The sequence below is a fragment of the Marinobacter sp. VGCF2001 genome (assembly GCF_049943275.1).
Taxonomy (GTDB): domain Bacteria; phylum Pseudomonadota; class Gammaproteobacteria; order Pseudomonadales; family Oleiphilaceae; genus Marinobacter.
On record NZ_JBNFVX010000008.1, the window covers coordinates 62,553 to 77,445 of the forward strand.

Here is a 14,893-nt window from a genome sequence, read left to right on the forward strand (position 1 = left end):
CATACTGACCTCAGCACAGGAGCCGACATGAGCCGCACTGTATTCTGCCGCAAGTACCAGAAAGACATGGAAGGCCTGGCCATGCCACCGATGCCCGGCCCCAAGGGCCAAGACATTTACGAAAACGTGTCCAAACTCGCCTGGGAAGAATGGCAGAACCAGCAGACCATGCTGATCAACGAAAAACACCTGAGCATGATGGACCCGAACAACCGGAAATACCTGCAGGCCCAGATGGATCATTTTTTCAATAACGAACCGTTCGACCAGGCCGAAGGCTACGTTCCGCCTGAAAAATAAGACGTTTGATCAAGGCCTGAACAACCGGCAAAAACTTCCAAAATTTTTTACCGGCCGGCCTTGACTCCCAAACCCTAAACCGGTTTAATAGCGCCCCGTTGCAGCACGTAGCTCAACACGCCCGGATAGCTCAGTTGGTAGAGCAGGGGATTGAAAATCCCCGTGTCGGTGGTTCGATTCCGCCTCCGGGCACCATTAAGAATTCTGATAAAGCCCGCCTTGTGCGGGTTTTGTCGTTTTTGGCACTACCGAAATAGCACGCCAGAATTTACTCTCCCCAGCACATCCTCCCGGCTCAAACAGGCCTGGCATCTAAAACTTTTTCACCTGACAACTCTGAATAGCCAAAGGCAACGTAGGGATTAGCGCAACTGTAATGCTTTAAAGACTGATCCGGAGTAGAAGCAAGCATGCCCGAAGGTCCCGAAATACGCCGCATGGTCGACGACATTAATAAGGCCGTTGGCGGCAAGACCGCGCAATCTGTGTTTTTTGCCTTTGAGCATCTGAAGCCTTTCGAGAATGCCCTTCAGGGGCGCAGAGTCGAGAGAGTGGAAGCCCGGAGTAAAGCCGTGCTGGTGTTTTTTGAGGCCACCGATGAAGACGGGCCGTGGTGCGTTTACAGCCATAACCAGCTGTATGGCAAGTGGCGCATCGGCAAACCCGATCGGGAACCGAGTACAAACCGGCAACTGCGCTTTGCCATTATCGGCCCGAAGAAAGCGGCCCGGTTGTACAGTGCCTCCGACATCCAACTGGTTCGGCCTGATGAATTACATGAAGTGCCCTATCTCTCACGACTGGGGCCGGACCCTCTCAATCAGGAGGTCAGCGTCGATCAGCTGGTGGCGGTGTTTGATGACCAGCGGTTTCGGGGCCGGAACCTGGGTGGTTTGCTGCTGGACCAGGCGTTCGTTGCCGGAATCGGCAATTACCTGCGCTCGGAAATCCTCTTTGAGGCGGGAGTGTCACCCCGGGCACGGCCTCGTGATCTGGACGCCAATCAACAGTCGACATTGGCCGAGGCGATTCTGACGCTGGTGCAGCGTACCTATCGGTTAAAGGGCATCACCAATTCGCCAGAACGTGCCGAGCGGCTCAAACAGCTAGGATGGACGTTCGGTCAGCGCCGGCACATGGTGTTTAACCGCGATGGCGAACGCTGTCACGATTGCGCATCGCCGCTGGTTAAAACTCTGATGGCCAGCCGGCGGCTGTATTATTGCCCTGAGTGCCAGGGTGTGCCGGATTAAGTGAGCGGTCAGGCCGCGCAACAAACCCGGTTTCGCCCACCGGTTTTCGCGGCATACAGCGCCTTGTCAGCCCGGTTAACGGCGTCTTCTACCGATTCCGTTGCCTCGTTCAGCTGTGCAACACCCAGGCTTGCGGTCACCCGGATGCTCACCTCCTCGCCGGCTTGCACAACATCGTTTTCCACACCGCTTCGAATACGCTCGGCACACCCCTCGGCTTCGGTGCGGTCGGCTCCGGGCAGCAGGATCACAAATTCTTCGCCACCAAAGCGGGCAACCAGATCCCGGTCCCGGCTGAATTTCTGTAGGTTGACGGCCACCGCTTTCAATACCAGGTCACCGGCGTGGTGTCCGTAGGTATCGTTCACCAATTTGAAGTGATCAATATCCAGGGTAATGACCGACAGCGGCACTCCCAGGGTTCTCGCCTGCGCCGCCAGAGAACCACCTTCTGACATAAAATACCGGCGATTGTAGAGCTGGGTAAGCGGATCGGTAGCGGCTTGGCGTTTGAGTTCATCCTGCTGGGCGCGAATTTCTTCAAGCACCTTTATACGGTAGGAAATGATGAACGCCAGGGTAATCGCTTCCATCACAATCCCAATGCCAACCCCATGGCTGTTGAGGTAGCCGGGCTCGATCAGGCCTTTATAGAACAGCACGGCAAACCCGTTGAACACAATGAAAAAACTGTGACCCACCAGAAAGAATTTCGCCAGCGGGTGGCCTTTGCGCCATATTGAGAGGCTAACCGACAGGGTGGTTACCATCATCAGGGCCGCCAGGCTGCTGGCCGGTATGAGCGCCCCCTCAATATCAACCAGGCCATAACAGAAGCCTGCCACCAGCAGAACCAGCAAACCCTGGAGCGTTCGGTGTTCCGTGCGGTAAAACTCGCGGGTCTCAAAAATCACCATCATGAACAGCACAAGAAAGATCGGCATGGTGAACACCGACAGGTTCAGAATGAATACCGCATCGCCGTAGGCATTGAACGCCTGCGCAATCAATCCGTACGAGAGCGCAATCCAGACAACCCCTGAAATAAGGTAAAGGGAGTAAAGAATGTTCTCTTTCTTGCTGGTGGCGAAATACAGCAGGCCGTTATAGAACACCAGCGCCAGCATCATGCCCACCAGCAGGGCGATATCCAGATGCCCACCCGCCACCAGAGCCTGTCGGGAGTACTTGTCGTCATAGATCTCGGCTTCAAACCACTGGTGCGAATACAACTGGCTGCGAATATATAACGTTGTGGTCTCGCCAGCAGGCACCGCGAACGGATACACAATCGTCCCCCGGTGCATCAGCGAATGATCGCTGGCGCTGTTCAGGTCCACTTCGGCCTGCCCCACCAAACGTTGGGCGCGCTCCTCGTAAATGGCAATGGCCCGCACCTGAAATGCCGCCGGCAAATGCAGAAACAGGGGCTTTGCTTCTGCGCCTGAATTATTCAGCACAATACGGTGCCAGGTAACGGAGGCCCCGGTTCCAAGGGTTGGGGTGCTGTTGGTGGGCGCGTAGGTTTGTTCGCGGGCAGTCTGGTAATTCAGAGACTGCGAATCATCGATCAGATAACCCACGGGAAAGTCTGTTAGCCGGATTTCATCGGCACTCACATCCAAGGTTGACGAGGCGTGTGCCGCCATGCTCATAACCCACAGCAGAAGGACGCACACGCTTATGTTGAGCAGAGCCGTTAACGAAGTCGCGGGGGAAGTCACCGGTGGCGGCATAAGCGGCGTCCTTGCTTGCGGGTACTTGATATTGACCACTCTAGAATAGCCGAGCTCCCCGGCGATTGTCAGGCGCAACTCAACGCAGCACAGGCTCCGGCAACCAACCCGCCAGCCCCATGAAATGGAACAGAATGGTCAGTGCGCCAAAAGCCAGAACCAGCACAATCGCCCACTGGCCGCCTGGGGCCATGAAGCCACGGCGCCCGCCGCTGAGCGTCCGGGATTTGCGGGCCAGCAGCGCCGGCACAATACAGGCCCAGACCGCCGCTGCGGCACCGGCATAGCCAATGGCCAGCACGAATCCGAACGGGAAAAACAACGACAGCAGCAGTGGCGGAATAAAGGTAATGGCCCAGGTTTTGGTGCGGCCTTTGCGATCGTTATCGAAGCCCAACAGATCGGCCATGTAATCGAAGGTGCCAAGGCCAACGCCAACAAAGGACGATAAAATCGCGGCCGTCGAGAAGGCACTGATGGTGGTGGCCACCTGCTCGGAATTGATGGCAAAGCCGAGGGCAGCCAGCAGCACATCCACATCACCGCCCTGGGCGACCACCGGGCCGAAATCCGCCCTCGGCAGATTGCCGAAGATGCTGATCAGCCACACCAGATAAAACGTCAGAGCCAGCATTGTGCCGCCCAGAATGGCTTTCTGCGCCTTGCGCTCTTCACCATAATAGGCGCGCATGGATGCCACCGAGTGGTGATAGCCGAAAGAAGTCAGCGCCACCGGCAGCATCGCCATGGCATAGGGCGCGTATTGGCCGCCGGTATTTGCAGAATCAAACAGGATAGCCAGATCGATTCTGACCGCCAGGCCAGAGACGCCGAGCACAAAACTCACCAGCATGAAGGTGACCAGCACCACCGACAGCCTGTCCACTGCGCGGGTTGAATGCCAGACCACCAGAGAGAACAGCAGAACAAAAACGACCGAGGCCAGTTTGCTGTCGACCCCGGTCATGCTTTGCAGAATCAACCCGGACGACGTGATGTAGGCGTACAAGAGGATGCCACCAACAAAATACACGGTCAGATTACTGAACGCGTTCACCCGGGGGCCCAACAGGGCGTTGGTGACGGTGTTGAACGACGCCCGCAAATCGAAGTGTTTGAAAGCCTCTAACAACATCCAGCCGGACAAGGTCATCACCACCATGGTGAGCACCAGGGCCAGGCTCGACCAGGTTGTCCAGGCGCCGGCACCGGAACTGGGCAAGCCCAGCATACCGGCACCGACGCAAACACTGGCGATGATACTTGCCCCGCCAATCAGGGAAGGTTTGGATCTGGATTCTGCGTGCTCGGTCACTGGGCTCCGCCGTCAAATATCAGCTGCTGGTTTTAAAAGAGGCTGAATGATACAGCTTTGAATTTGACGACACTACGCCTGAAGCGCCTGGGGAGATTAACGCCCGGGAACAATTTGGGCGCTGATCTCTGCAAACGTTGGCGCTTAACCGAAAACCTCAGAACTGATAATTAATGGCAACACTCGCCGTCCACTGATCCGCATCGCCAACGGCCTCAACAATCGGGCTGTCTTCGGCATCACCGAACAAGCGGCTGTATCGCGCGATTGTAGACACGCTTACCCGGTCAGAGATCAGGTAGGTCAGCCGGGTATTGAAACTGGCGCTGAGGTAATCATCATCGGCGCGGTAGCGAGTGAGCCCGGAGCGGGCCGCATCGGAGGCGGAAACGTCGAACAGGCTCCGGTTCCAGCGGTCGTTTGCCCAGGTGGCACCGGGGCCGACGGCAAAGCGCCATTGATCCGCAAGTTGTCCCCGATAGCGCAAATACCCGCGCACCCTCACCCCGTCCAGATCGCCAGAAACCGGCGCAGCCACATCACCGGTAATCTGCCAGCTGCCGGCGGTATAACTGGCAATCGCCCCCGCCAGCAAGCCACCGTGCACACTCTCGAACGCATCAAGATCGCCCGAGTTGTCACGGCCTTTGGCGTAGAACAACGCCGGTGCCAGCTTCCATCGTTCGCTTGCAATCAGGTCGTAGCTGATGCCCGTTACAGGATCAATCGACAACTGCCCCTTGCTTGCCTGAAACCAGGGCAGAGCTTCGGTTTTATAGGTGTCGGCGCCCCGGTACTCCGGTATCAGTGCCGCACCGATACCCAGGCCGACCGACCACTCCTGCCCGGCACCGTTCGCCTCGGCCAGCACCGGCCAGATCAGCGCAACGGCAAGCGCCGGCAACGCCACACCCGACAATGCAGAGCTCCACATCTTCATTATCGTACCCTCATATCTTCCATCAACAGATGGCAGGCATAATACATACATACATGAATGTATAATATAGGGTGCAGCTTGCGTCTAATACCTATTCGGCTGACGGCCAGGGAATTGCGCCCTTTCGTCGAATAAAAATAGGGATGCGGGTGGGCGTGGCAGGTTTTTGGTGAAAAAAGGAAGCGTTGAGACTGGCAGGGAGCGCGATAGCGGCGGCGCCTTGAAGAGGCACCGCCGCACTCGGAACTCAGTTACCGCGGTAGGTAGAGTAACCGTAAGAGCTCAGCAGCAGGGGCACGTGGTAATGCGCCAGCGAGCCGTCCATGGTGAAGACCACGGGAATTTCCGGGAAGAAGGTCTTGGCATTGCGCTCGGCAAACCAGTCACCGGTCTCGAACACCACGCGGTAGGTGCCTTCCTCAAGGCTCTCGCCTTCCGGATACAGCGCGCTGATGCGGCCCTGTTCGTTGGTGACCGCTTCGCTCAGCTCAACCCATTTGCCGTCTTCGTGGCGCTCCAGGGTTACGGTCACGTCCGGCGAAGGCAGGCCGTTTTCAATGTTCAGCACGTGAACGCTCAGCGGGTTATCGGCCGCAAAGGTCATGCTGGAGGCACCGGCAAGCATCAGTCCTGCTGCAATTGATTTCATCTTAGTCATCATTATTCTCCTAACGTATCGTCAGTGTTTGAAAAGATCAGTTTTTCAGAGTTTCCAAAGCTGCAATGGCGCAGCCCTCATCAATGGCGGAACCGCCGGCACCGGCCACACCAATGGCACCAATCACCTGGCCGTTAACTTCCACCGGCACACCGCCACCGAGCAACAACAGTTCATTAACGGTGTTCAGGTTTTCAGATTCCGGGTTGTTACGTGCAATCGCCGACAACTCGCGGCTGGCGGTTTTGGTCGAAAGCGATGTAAACGCTTTGCGCTGGGCCGCGACCGTGTTGTGCGGTCCGATATTGTCGTCGCGCTGCAGTGCAACCAGCCGACCACCACGATCAACAACCGCAACAACCGCGGTACGGTCGTCCGCATGGCAGGCCTCGAGGGTGGCCCCTACCAGATGATTCGCAAGCGCCAGAGACATATTGTTCTGTTGCAGCGGTTCGGGGCTCGCCATGGCCGAGCCTGATGCCAGAGCCAGACCTGCAAGCAAAGATTTAGTAACGGTTGTGCTCTTCATCGTTTGTCCTCTCCGGTAAATGTCGAGGCCATGATCACCTCCGCACGGGAACAGAAAACGAACAGATTTATTAACGTTTGTTAACTGAAATAAACGGCCGTTTTCTCCAACCTGAGATCGCCCGAACCCCACTTACACGAGGCACGTGGATGCGGATTCTTGTCGTCGAAGATGAAATCAAAGCTGCGGATTACCTGCGCAAGGGTCTGAGCGAATCCGGCTTTCAGGTGGAAGTGGCCAATGACGGACTGGATGCCCGGCACCTGATCGAGGAAGGCGAAGAATTTGATCTGGTGGTATTGGATATCATGCTACCCCACCTCAATGGCTGGCAGTTGTTGAAGATTCTGCGGCAGCGGTCAGATACTCCCGTGCTGTTTCTGACCGCACGGGATTCGGTGGAAGACCGGGTGCGCGGGCTGGAAGCCGGCGGCGATGACTACCTGGTCAAGCCGTTCTCCTATGCCGAATTCCTGGCCCGTGTTCGGTCTCTGCTGCGACGCGGCAGTGTGACAAGGGAAATCGATCACTTTACGGTTGCAGACCTGGAGCTGGACCTGAAGAGCCGCTCCGTCACCCGAGGCGGCAAGGACATCATGCTGTCGCCCAGAGAATTCTCGCTACTGCACCTGCTGCTGACACACGAGGGCCAGGTGATGGCACGCACCGACATCGCCACTCAGCTCTGGGATATGAATTTCGACAGTGACACCAAGGTAGTGGATGTTGCTGTCCGGCGTTTACGCCACAAGATGGACGAAGGCTATGCCCAGCGGCTGATCCATAATGTCCGGGGTATTGGCTATGTCCTGAGGGTGGATGAGGACGCATGAGACAACTGTCACTCAGCCAGCGCCTGGCGCTGATGTTTGCAGCCATCAGCCTGCTGACTCTGGGCACGATCGGCTTTCTGCTCTACGGATCGCTGGCCAAGGAACTGGCCTGGCGCGATGACCAGACTTTGCTGGGCCGGCTGGAACGGATGGAAGCCTTGCTGACAAATATCCCTACCATCGCCGAGCTTGAAAGCCAGCCCCAACTTTACGCCAATATGCTGGGCAACACCGAAAACGTCCTGTGGGTGATGAACGCAGATGGCGAGGTACTGATCGAGATCAACCCGCCCAATATTCCCGTGCCACCCCCAGCCCGGAACGCCGGGGCCGAATTTTTCACTCACAGCGACCCCGTGGCTTTCCGCGCGGTTCGGATAAATACCACCATTGACGGCCAGTCGCTCACGCTGATTGCCGGGCGCACGCTGGCTGAGCGCAACCAAATGCTCGCCGGTTACCGGGCCACTCTGTGGTGGGTGGTCACGGTCGGCACACTCATCTGTGCCCTGCTCGGCTGGCTGATCAGCCAGCGCGCGCTGGCCCCGGTAAGGCAGATATCGGAAACTTTGAGCCAGATTCGCACCAACTCACTGGATGTGCGCCTGGACGTGACCGACCCCGCGCCCGAGATCCGCCAGCTGCAAAACCGTCTCAATGGCATGATCGAGCGGCTTGAAACCGGCTTCGAGCAGTTGTCCCGCTTTTCCGAAGACCTTGCCCACGAAATGCGCACGCCATTGCACACACTGATTGGTCAAACGCAACAGAGCCTGTCCCAGCCGCGTTCGAAGGAGGAATATGAGGCCTTGCTGCTGTCCAATCTTGAGGAGCACGAGCGGCTGTCACGGGTAATCAACAGTATGCTGTTTCTCGCCCGGACAGAACATTCAGAGGCACCTGCGGCCGCGCAGGCCCTGGATCTGCCACCTCTGGTGGACCAGCTTTTCGATTACTTCGCCGACATCGCCGCAGATGCACAGATCACGCTGGTAAACGAAACCAGCGGGCAGTTGATGGCATCACGGGACATGGTGCAAAGAGCTCTGGCCAACCTGATGGATAACGCGCTTCGGTAAAAAACGTCGAACGGGGTGTGGAGTTCACGCTGGAGTTTCCGTCCTGATAACACGCCACTCCGGGCCCGTTCACGCCTTTGCGGTGATCCCCGCCAGGAAGTCATCCAGAGCACGAACCTCTTCAAGGCACAGGCTGTGTTCCATACCGTAGCTGTGGTACTCCGGCTCGTAGCCCAGCTCCTCGAGCTTCTGACAGGCTGCCTTCCCGAGCGCTTCGGCCACAATAGGATCAAAGCTGCCATGGCCGATAAAGACCGGCAGGTTGCGATTACTGTCACTCAGGGTGATGGTATCGGCGGTGGCGAAATAGGTGGACAGCGCGAACAGGCCGCCCAGGCGCTCCGGATAGCTCAAAGCCAATTCATAGGCTACGGCCCCACCCTGTGAGAACCCGCCCAGGATAATGTTCTCGCTGGCCACGCCGCGCTCACGCTCCTGGCGAATCAGATCGGCAACCATCGCCGCCGAGGCCCGAAGCTGCTCGGCATCCACCTTCCGGTTGATATCCATGGCCAGAATGTCGTACCAGGCCGGCATCACCATGCCGCCATTGACCGTGACCGGCAGTTCCGGGGCATGGGGAAAAATGAAGCGGACAGGCTGCTCGCGCGCGAACCGGAACTCCGGCACCACGGGCTCAAAATCGTGGCCGCTGGCGCCCAGGCCGTGTAACCAGATAATGGTGGTTTGGGGATTGTTACCGGTGTCAATCTGCAGGGTGTTCAGCGCGGTCATGGCCTCTCCGTTTACAACAATGGAGCGCCGACTCTAACACGTTCTTGCGGTATTCAAACGAAGGGCTTTCGTAAAACCACGGTTATGCGGCTTTGCGAAAGCCCTCCGCCCGAACGGCCTTGTCCCGGCTGCGCTTGTACTTCGTTTTGTTCTCCACCACACGCATCTGGTACTTTGGGGTTCTCAGTTCTCGTTGCACAGCACTGTGCTGTGTGGCTTTCGCCCGTTTTCTGGCCATATCACAGTCTCCTTTTCCGGCCGGTTTACACTTGGAGATAGTATAACACCGTTGATTTCAGCAAGAGCGTAAGCAATGACACTCACTGTCTGGCTGACCTTTCTGGTCGCGGCCATGTTCATCAGCATTTCACCCGGTGCCGGCGCGGTCAACTCCATGAGCAGCGGGCTGCGCTACGGCGTGCGCAAATCGTTGCCCACCATCGCTGGGCAGCAATTCGGTTATGGCGCACAGATTGTGCTGGTTGGTGCCGGGCTTGGCGCGCTCGTAGCCTCCTCCAACACCGCACTGGCTGTCATCAAATGGATCGGAGTACTTTACCTGGTCTGGCTGGGCATCCAGAAATGGCGGGAACCGCCCATCGAAGCCTCACGGGCAGACTTGTCGGGCTTCAGCCCGGCACAGCAGTTCTGGAACGGGGCACTGGTCAACCTGACCAACCCCAAGGCCACAATTTTTCTCATTGCCCTGTTCCCCCAGTTCCTGATGGCGAGCGCGCCTCACGGGCCGCAACTGGCGACCATGGGCGCGACCCTGATCTTTGTCGACATTCTGGTTATGGTGGGCTATGCCATTCTTGCCAGCCAGCTGTTCCGGTTCATGACCACGCCCCGGCGCCAGCGGCAGATGAACCGACTGTTCGGCGGCCTGTTTGTAACGGCGGCGGTAGCCCTGGCCAGTTTCAAGCGCGCCTGAGACCGCCGTGGCTATCAGGTGATCCTGAGTCGTTGTAAAGCCCCGGATGCATCACACGTGTGAAAGGGCCAGACGAGCGGCCGTCTTCGCTGGCTATACAGCTTACCTGTTAACGACCACCTTTTGAGGCAGAACCCCGGAGGTTAGCAACCATTCACTGACGCCCGGATACTGGGCCAGATCCAGCACAAACTCCTGGCCACGAGCGGCAGACCTCAGGCGGCAGTATTCCGGGGAGTCGTCCAGGCGCCAACGTTCCGGATTGTGGTGGTAACTCAGGGGCGACTTACCAGGTTCAGGCATGAAACCCGCCGGTAAGCGCCACTCCGTGACCTTTGCGGCTCCGGGCGCCGTCAGCCGGTGTTGGTCTGACAAAGTCGCTACGGTGCCAGCGGCAGGCAAGTCCTCACTCAACCCAGGCATCTGCAACCGGTTGCCGCTGACATAAAGGCTGTTCCTGGCCGAGCGCTCGCCGTGCAAATGTGGATGATAACGAACCCACTCCGGCACCAAAGGCGCGCCACCCAGAGGCCAAACCTCCGCCACCTGCAACCAACCCCAGATAGCGTGAAACGCCCGGGTTCCGGGCACAAAGCGCCATCGTTTCCGATACCTTTCCACCGGCCGGAACAGCGCAAAAAACAGGAACAGATCACCGGGCCCCACACCATGATTGGCCAGATGAGCCTGAGCCGAGCTGTGTTGGCCCAGCACCGGCCGCCAGCCTGGCAGCCGGGGATAGGCGCTTTCGATGACATCCGGGTCCAGGTGCGCGCCGCGCCTGGAAAAAGCCCGCCGGCCGGTGAGTTGCGACACCAGCTCGCCAATGCTCTCGCCATGGTGCCGGATCTGGCTGTATCGGATTGGCGACTGCTCATCCGGAATGGGCAGGGCCAGACAACGCCCATCCGGAAACACCGGGTTCGGGCACCCACCGGCGGAGCTGTCGAAGCCTTTTCTGCTGAGGATAAGTTTCATAGCCGGGCATTATTGATGAAAGCTCCGACAACAAAAAGGCCCGACGCTGTTCACCGGCAATAAGTAGATGAAATATTATTTGTTAACGATTACCATTTGCGCCGCACAAGAATTCACATTCCCGCAGGAGCAATTCATGGCCCTTAAGAAAAAATTGATCGCAGTTGCCACCCCTCTGCTCGCCACTGGCGTACCGCTTGCGGCAGCGGCACAACCACAACCGTTCGAACTGGACGAGATTGTGGTCTCCGCCAGTGGTTCCGAGCAGAAGCTGACCGAAGCTCCGGCGAGCATCAGCGTCATCAGCCAGCAGGCTTTGCAACAAAATCAGTATTCAAATATCGCCGAAGCCCTGGAAACCGTTGAGGGCGTGGACACGCGCCAGGGTACGGGCAAAACCGGCGGCCTGGACATCAGCATTCGAGGCTTACCCAGCGAGTACACCCTGCTTCTGATTGATGGTCGCCGTCAGAACGCACCCGGCGGCGTCACCCCGAATGGCTTTGGCGATACCTCCACCAGCTTTATGCCACCGATCTCTGCCATAGAGCGTATCGAAGTTATCCGCGGCCCCATGTCCACCCTGTACGGCTCCGATGCCATCGGCGGTGTGGTCAACATCATCACCAAAAAAGTATCGGAGGAATGGATCGGCTCGGCGACCGTCGAACACGAGTTTCAGGAGAATCGTGATTACGGTGACACTGGCAAAATGAGTTTCTACACCAGCGGCCCGCTGGTGAAAAACACTCTGGGGCTGGCCGTTCGGGGCAGCGTACTGGACCGGGAAGCGTCTGACCTCACCTTTGATAACGGCAGTGAGGCACCAAAGCGCGGCGTGGCGCCGGTGGATGGCCGCAACAGCAACATCGGTGCGCGTCTGACCTTTGTGCCTTTTGACGGCCACGAGTTCTACCTGGATGCCGAGGCAGGCCGGCAGGTGTACAACAACGACGAATGCCAGCTTGGAACCCGCGACGGGCGTAAGCGGAACTGCGAACCGGAAAATGATAACAAGGCCGACGGTTACTCGGACGAACTCAGGTTCAACCGAAATCAGGTGGCGCTGGGCCACGTCAGTGCCCTGGATTTTGGCACCTGGTCGAGTGATCTGACCCACAACGTCACCGAGACCGAGGGGCGGACTCTGCCGGGCATTTTTGGCCAGCCTTACGATGCTCCTTACCAGAACCTGGTCGGCGGCAACAAGCGCAAACTGGAATCCAAAGACTCCATCGTCGACACGCGCCTGGTAGCGCCCATAGGGGCCAGCCACATTGCCACCGTGGGCGCCCAGTATCGCGATACTGAACTGACCGACGGCATTGCCGACACCACCTTTGAGCAAAGCTCCTGGGCGTTATTCGCAGAGGACGAATGGTACCTGCGTGACGACCTGGCGCTGACCATCGGCGGCCGTTATGAGGACCACGACGCCTTCGCCGGCCATTTCACACCACGCGCTTACCTGGTCTGGAACAGCACGCCATCCTGGACCTTCAAGGGTGGCATCAGCCAGGGCTATAAGACGCCGGAAATCAGTGATCTGCACGAGGGCATCAACGGTGTAACCGGCCAGGGCGAAGACATCACCATCGGCACCCCGGGGCTGGAGCCGGAGAAGAGTACCAATTATGAAATCGGCGCCTATTACGACAACCTCGATGGCTTCAAGGCCAACGCCACCGTGTTTTATACCCGCTTCAAAGACAAAATCGATGATGGCAGCGACGTCGTCATCAGCGGCGATCCAGGCATTCCGGACGGCACCTACGAGCAATTGGCGAACATCGGCAAGGCAGAAACCCGCGGACTGGAGCTGGCGTCGAGCTGGCAATTCGCCCCGGACTGGAGCATTCGCGGTAACTACACCTACACCGACAGCGAACAGAAAAGCGGCGAAAACCGCGGTGCCAAGCTGACCAACACCCCGGAGCACGTGCTGAACGCACGCCTGAACTGGCAGGCGAACGCGCAATTGAGCCTGTGGCTGGCGGGCGAATACCGTGGTGAGCGCACACGCTACACCAAAAACCGGGAAAATTTCTCGACCGAGGAACAGGCGATTGACGATGCCGTCGGTGATCTCGACGCCTACGCCCTGTTCCATCTGGGGGCCAGCTACCGCGCCACAAAGGCGGTGACGCTGACGGCCACCATCAACAATTTGCTCGACAAGGACTTCCTGTCTGGCGAAGAGTACAGCTACGTTGACGATGGGAATGTGGAAACCGACTGGGCGTCTGACTACATCTACGTCAACCGCGGTATGGCACAAGGTGGCACAGTAGAGCAAGGGCGTCGGCTGTGGCTTTCAGCCACCGTCGAGTTCTGATGCCGTTAATGGCGTGAGAGCGGCAGCGGGGCCGGCAGGCCCCTTTTCCCCGGGATCAGGCTTGCGCTTCGGCCCTCGCTTTTTCCCGGGCAATCGCCGCTGGCGCGCCGGCGGCTAATGCCACTGCGCCGGCAGAACAAGCCAGCATACTGGCCACAATAGGCAGCAACGCATCGCCACCAAAGGTGGATGACAGCGCACTGACACCCCCGGCCAGGGTGAACTGCGAGGCGCCCAGCATGGCGGCGGCGGTTCCGCCCAGATGGGGGAAAAACTCCAGGGCATTGGCCATATTGTTAGGCACAATACCGCCCTGAAAACCAACGGCGCCAATGATAAACAATGCCACCGCCCAGAACGGCCCCGCCAGAAGCACAACAGTCACCAGCCCCACCAGCATCAGGAACTGCAGGATAACCTGAACCCGCAGAAGTACCACCGACGAAAAACGCCGCAACAGGGGCCGGTTAACCAGATTCAGGACCGCCATCAAGCCGATATTGGCCGCAAACAGCATCGAGAAACTGGCATTCGACAGGCCAAACCACTCCTGATAGATGAACGAGGCATGGGTAATAAAGAGCATCATGGTGCTGAAGCACATAACCTGAATACCGACAAAACGCATGGTCGTGCTGTGTCGCAGTACCAGCATATAGTTGGTTACCAGGGTCTTCACTGGCGTGGTCTCTCTGGGCCGGGGCTTCAGCCTCGGAAACAAAGCGATTTGCAGCACCACGGCGAGGAAGAGTGCGTAACCGGCCAGGAGCACAAAAATCCAGTGCCAGTCGCCCAGCGCCAGCATGAGGGCACCCAGCGAGGGCGCGGCGGCCGGAGCAATAAACATGATCAGGCCAATGAGGCCGAACAGGCGTGCCGCTTCCTGCCCACCTACCTGGTCACGGACAACGGCCGGCACCGAAACTGCGCAGAAAGCACCGCCCACGCCCTGCACGATGCGCCAGCCCACCAACTCCGACAGCGTATTGGCACCGGCAATCATCATGGCGGCCAGGGCGAAGATGGTCAGCCCGATGAACAGAATCAGCCTGCGCCCGTAACGATCTGACAAAGGCCCGCCCACCAACTGGGCCAGCCCCAGTGTCGCAACATAGGCGCTGAGCGTGAGGCCGACATCGGCATGGGGAATGCCGAAACCATCGGCAATATCGGGAAAAGCCGGCAGGTAGGCGTCCAGAGCCAGGGGCCCCAGAGCCACGGTCATGCCGAGTAATAACGCGAGCTGAAAATGAGACAAAGGCTACCTC

15 protein-coding genes and 1 tRNA gene are annotated in these 14,893 nt (G+C 58.2%); 7 read left to right on the forward strand and 9 right to left on the reverse strand.

What is annotated here, in order from left to right; genetic code table 11:
• Positions 1-27 precede the first annotated feature (27 nt).
• The 3 genes from ACP2AU_RS09875 to nei all read left to right on the forward strand — a co-directional run bounded on the left by ACP2AU_RS09875 (position 28) and on the right by nei (position 1,553).
• Positions 28-300, forward strand: a complete 273-nt coding sequence (locus ACP2AU_RS09875; protein ID WP_426375962.1) for an oxidative damage protection protein — start codon at positions 28-30, stop codon at positions 298-300.
• Between the two features lie 119 nt (positions 301-419).
• Positions 420-495, forward strand: a tRNA-Phe gene (locus tag ACP2AU_RS09880).
• A 215-nt stretch (positions 496-710) separates the two neighbouring features.
• Positions 711-1,553 carry an endonuclease VIII gene (nei, locus tag ACP2AU_RS09885; protein WP_426375963.1) on the forward strand — a complete coding sequence of 281 codons (843 nt, stop codon included), beginning with the start codon at positions 711-713 and terminating at the stop codon, positions 1,551-1,553.
• An 8-nt stretch (positions 1,554-1,561) separates the two neighbouring features.
• Here the strand turns inward: nei and ACP2AU_RS09890 are convergent, their stop codons facing one another.
• The 5 genes from ACP2AU_RS09890 to ACP2AU_RS09910 form a co-directional block, all read right to left on the reverse strand.
• Positions 1,562-3,202 carry a sensor domain-containing diguanylate cyclase gene (locus tag ACP2AU_RS09890; protein WP_426375964.1) on the reverse strand — a complete coding sequence of 547 codons (1,641 nt, stop codon included), beginning with the start codon at positions 3,200-3,202 and terminating at the stop codon, positions 1,562-1,564.
• A gap of 166 nt (positions 3,203-3,368) precedes the next feature.
• A complete protein-coding gene (locus ACP2AU_RS09895) occupies positions 3,369-4,604 on the reverse strand; it encodes an aromatic amino acid transporter (RefSeq protein WP_426375965.1) in 1,236 nt (411 codons plus the stop codon).
• Positions 4,605-4,761: 157 nt separating this feature from the next.
• On the reverse strand, positions 4,762-5,544 hold the full coding sequence (locus ACP2AU_RS09900; RefSeq protein ID WP_426375966.1) for a MipA/OmpV family protein: 783 nt from the start codon (positions 5,542-5,544) through the stop codon (positions 4,762-4,764).
• A gap of 247 nt (positions 5,545-5,791) precedes the next feature.
• Positions 5,792-6,202, reverse strand: a complete 411-nt coding sequence (gene uraH / locus ACP2AU_RS09905; protein ID WP_426375967.1) for a hydroxyisourate hydrolase — start codon at positions 6,200-6,202, stop codon at positions 5,792-5,794.
• Positions 6,203-6,239: 37 nt separating this feature from the next.
• Positions 6,240-6,731 carry a GlcG/HbpS family heme-binding protein gene (locus ACP2AU_RS09910; RefSeq protein WP_426375968.1) on the reverse strand — a complete coding sequence of 164 codons (492 nt, stop codon included), beginning with the start codon at positions 6,729-6,731 and terminating at the stop codon, positions 6,240-6,242.
• A gap of 149 nt (positions 6,732-6,880) precedes the next feature.
• Here ACP2AU_RS09910 and ACP2AU_RS09915 point away from each other — a divergent pair, with 149 nt between their 5' ends.
• On the forward strand, positions 6,881-7,564 hold the full coding sequence (locus tag ACP2AU_RS09915; protein WP_426375969.1) for a heavy metal response regulator transcription factor: 684 nt from the start codon (positions 6,881-6,883) through the stop codon (positions 7,562-7,564).
• Positions 7,561-8,643 (forward strand): heavy metal sensor histidine kinase, encoded by a 1,083-nt coding sequence (locus tag ACP2AU_RS09920; RefSeq protein ID WP_426375970.1) that lies wholly within the window; start codon positions 7,561-7,563, stop codon positions 8,641-8,643. Before ACP2AU_RS09915 ends, ACP2AU_RS09920 begins: the two co-directional genes overlap by 4 nt.
• Before the next feature lie 69 nt (positions 8,644-8,712).
• On the opposite strand, the gene ACP2AU_RS09925 is transcribed toward ACP2AU_RS09920, so the two are convergent.
• Complete coding sequence (locus ACP2AU_RS09925; protein ID WP_426375971.1) at positions 8,713-9,378, reverse strand: alpha/beta hydrolase; 666 nt, start codon at positions 9,376-9,378, stop codon at positions 8,713-8,715.
• Between the two features lie 82 nt (positions 9,379-9,460).
• A complete protein-coding gene (locus ACP2AU_RS09930; protein ID WP_426375972.1) occupies positions 9,461-9,616 on the reverse strand; it encodes a hypothetical protein in 156 nt (51 codons plus the stop codon).
• Between the two features lie 75 nt (positions 9,617-9,691).
• Here ACP2AU_RS09930 and rhtB point away from each other — a divergent pair, with 75 nt between their 5' ends.
• Entirely contained in the window at positions 9,692-10,312 is a 621-nt protein-coding gene (gene rhtB, locus ACP2AU_RS09935; RefSeq protein ID WP_426375973.1) for a homoserine/homoserine lactone efflux protein, read from the forward strand.
• A gap of 102 nt (positions 10,313-10,414) precedes the next feature.
• Here the strand turns inward: rhtB and ACP2AU_RS09940 are convergent, their stop codons facing one another.
• Positions 10,415-11,290 carry a hypothetical protein gene (locus ACP2AU_RS09940; protein WP_426375974.1) on the reverse strand — a complete coding sequence of 292 codons (876 nt, stop codon included), beginning with the start codon at positions 11,288-11,290 and terminating at the stop codon, positions 10,415-10,417.
• 136 nt (positions 11,291-11,426) lie between these two features.
• Between ACP2AU_RS09940 and ACP2AU_RS09945 the strand changes: the two genes are divergently transcribed.
• Positions 11,427-13,625, forward strand: a complete 2,199-nt coding sequence (locus tag ACP2AU_RS09945) for a TonB-dependent receptor domain-containing protein (protein WP_426375975.1) — start codon at positions 11,427-11,429, stop codon at positions 13,623-13,625.
• A 55-nt stretch (positions 13,626-13,680) separates the two neighbouring features.
• Here ACP2AU_RS09945 and ACP2AU_RS09950 read toward each other — a convergent pair whose 3' ends face one another.
• Complete coding sequence (locus ACP2AU_RS09950; protein ID WP_426375976.1) at positions 13,681-14,883, reverse strand: multidrug effflux MFS transporter; 1,203 nt, start codon at positions 14,881-14,883, stop codon at positions 13,681-13,683.
• Positions 14,884-14,893 lie beyond the last annotated feature (10 nt).